Raw genomic sequence first — 2453 nt, forward strand, 5'->3', positions numbered from 1 at the left:
CAGGGGCAGGTCTGGCCAGTCGTCGCCCATGGCCGCCGCCTGGTGCCACCCCAGGCCCAGCTCCGCCAGGATCTCCTCGGCCGCCGGCCGCTTGTCCTCGGTGCCGAAGCGCGCGTGCACCACCCCCAGCGCCGCCAGCCGCAGGCGCAGCGCCGGCGCGTCGCGCCCGGTGACCACGGCCGGCGTGATGCCGGCGCGCTGCAGCAGCTTCAGCCCATGACCGTCCAGGGTGTGGAAGCGCTTGAGCGTCTCGCCTTCCGCGGAAAAATACAGGCTGCCGTCGGTCAGCACCCCATCCACGTCGAAGAAGGCGACGCGCACATCCTGCGCGCGCAGCAGCAGCTCGGGCGCGAAGCCCACGGCGGGCACCAGCGGCGCCAGGGCCAGGGGGGCTGCGGGCGGCACGGCCATCAGATCACCTTGGCGCGCATCAGGTCGCCGATGTGGACGATGCCCGCGAGCGTGCCATCTTCCTGTGTGACCAGCACGCTGGTGATGGCGTGGCGCTCCATGGCCTGCGCGGCGTCGGCCGCCAGCGCGTCGGCGGCGATGGTGCGCGGGCCGGCGGTCATCAGCTCCTGCGCGCACAGGCCGCGCAGGTCCACCCCGGCCTCGATGCGCCGGCGCAGGTCGCCGTCGGTGAAGATGCCCACCGGGCGGCCGTCCGCATCCACCACCGCCGTGGCGCCCACGCCCTTGGCACTCATCTCGCGCATCAGCTCGCCGAAGCCGGCCTGCAGCCCCACGCGCGGCACGTCCTCGCCGGCGCGCATGACGTCGCGCACCAGCGTGAGCAGGCGCCGCCCGAGCGCGCCGCCGGGGTGCGAGCGCGCGAAATCCTCGGCCCGAAAGCCGCGCGCATCGAGCAGCGCCACCGCCAGCGCGTCGCCCATCGCCAGCTGCGCCGTGGTGCTGGCGGTGGGCGCGAGGTTCAAGGGGCAGGCCTCGCGCGCCACGCTGCAGTCGAGCACCACGTCGGCATGGCGCGCGAGGGTGGACCGCGGCTTGCCGGTGAGGGCCACCAGCGGCACGCCCTGGCGCTTGAGCACCGGCAGCAGCACGTTCAGCTCGCTGCTCTCGCCGCTGTTGGACAGCGCCAGCACCAGGTCGCCGGGCGCGACCATGCCGAGGTCGCCGTGGCTCGCCTCGGCCGGGTGGACGAAGAAGGCCGGGCTGCCGGTGGAGGCGAGCGTGGCGGCGATCTTGCGCCCCACGTGCCCGCTCTTGCCCATGCCCATGACGATGATGCGCCCGCGCGTGGCGAGCATGCGCTGCACGGCATCGACGAAGGGCTGGCCCAGGCGCGCGGCCAGGCCCTGCAGCGCCTGCGCCTCGATGGCAAGGGTCTCGCGCGCAAGCGCAAGGATCTGCCCGGCATCCGGGGCGGGGCGGCGTTCGGGCACGGCGAAGGACATGGGCAAATTCTATCGGCGGGCGCGGGCCGGCGCCGCACGGGTGGGTACACTCGCGCGCTGGCCGCTCCCTTTTTGCCCTTCTTGCCTGCCACACCGCCATGCACGACCTGAGCGTCAACGACTACCTGCGCCAGCACATCCGCACCGTCCCCGACTGGCCGGCGCCGGGCGTGCAGTTTCGCGACATCACGCCGCTCCTGCAGGACCCGAAGGTCTTTCGCGTGCTGATCGACGCCTTCGTGCACCGCTACATGGAGCGCGCGCTGCGCCCGGACGTGGTCGCGGGGCTGGATGCGCGCGGCTTCATCATCGGCGCCGTGGTGGCCTACGAGCTGAACGTCGGCTTCGTGCCGATCCGCAAGAAGGGCAAGCTGCCCTTCACGACGGTGGAGGAGACCTACGAGCTGGAATACGGCAGCGCCACGGTGGAGCTGCATTCGGACGCCGTGCGCCCGGGCGACCGCGTGCTGCTGGTGGACGACCTGATCGCCACGGGCGGGACCATGATGGCTGGCAAGAAATTGCTGGAAAAGCTCGGCGCCACCGTCATGGAGGGCGCGGCCATCGTCGACCTGCCGGAGCTGGGCGGCTCGGCGCGCCTGCGCGCGGGCGGGCTGCCGCTCTACACGCTGGTCGACTTCGGCGGGCACTGAACCCCGCCCACCGGCGAGCACCCGCGCTGCTGCGCCGCTTCAGCGCAGGTCGCCGTACTGGGTATTGCTCAGGTCGGCGCTGCGCCCGCCCTCGGGTGCGGAAGGCATCAGCGTGTCCTCGAAGTCGGCAGGGTTTGGAGGCAACAACGGGCCGCTGCGCCGGGGCGTCGCGCCCTGCAGGGGGGCGGGCGCCGAGGCGGTCGCCGCCGGACGCAGCGCTGCCGCATGGGCCAGCGCCTGCTTGAAGGCCTCCACCTCGTCCGGCTCGATCGGGTCGAAGCGAGGAGTGGGGATGGGCGGCGACGGGGCCGCCGCGGGCGGCATCAGCGGGGCCGGACGCGAGGACAGCATCGGTGGCGGGCGCACCGCAGGCGGGCGCACCGCC

General features: G+C 73.5%; 3 protein-coding genes and 1 pseudogene. 1 reads left to right on the plus strand and 3 read right to left on the minus strand.

Going from position 1 to position 2453, the window contains the following annotated elements:
- Together A612_RS13840 and A612_RS13845 are read right to left on the minus strand one after the other, a co-directional pair.
- The coding region (locus tag A612_RS13840) for a KdsC family phosphatase (protein ID WP_019375057.1) at positions 1–411 on the minus strand (411 nt) is incomplete at its 3' end.
- On the minus strand, positions 411–1415 hold the full coding sequence (locus tag A612_RS13845) for a KpsF/GutQ family sugar-phosphate isomerase (RefSeq protein WP_019375058.1): 1005 nt from the start codon (positions 1413–1415) through the stop codon (positions 411–413). The genes A612_RS13840 and A612_RS13845, both read right to left, overlap by 1 nt.
- A gap of 98 nt (positions 1416–1513) precedes the next feature.
- Here A612_RS13845 and A612_RS13850 point away from each other — a divergent pair, with 98 nt between their 5' ends.
- On the plus strand, positions 1514–2068 hold the full coding sequence (locus A612_RS13850) for an adenine phosphoribosyltransferase (RefSeq protein WP_019375059.1): 555 nt from the start codon (positions 1514–1516) through the stop codon (positions 2066–2068).
- Between the two features lie 39 nt (positions 2069–2107).
- Here A612_RS13850 and A612_RS13855 read toward each other — a convergent pair.
- Positions 2108–2453, minus strand: a pseudogene (locus tag A612_RS13855) (hypothetical protein); the annotation flags it as partial.

Source organism: Melaminivora alkalimesophila (assembly GCF_000282995.1).
Classification (GTDB): domain Bacteria; phylum Pseudomonadota; class Gammaproteobacteria; order Burkholderiales; family Burkholderiaceae_C; genus Melaminivora; species Melaminivora alkalimesophila.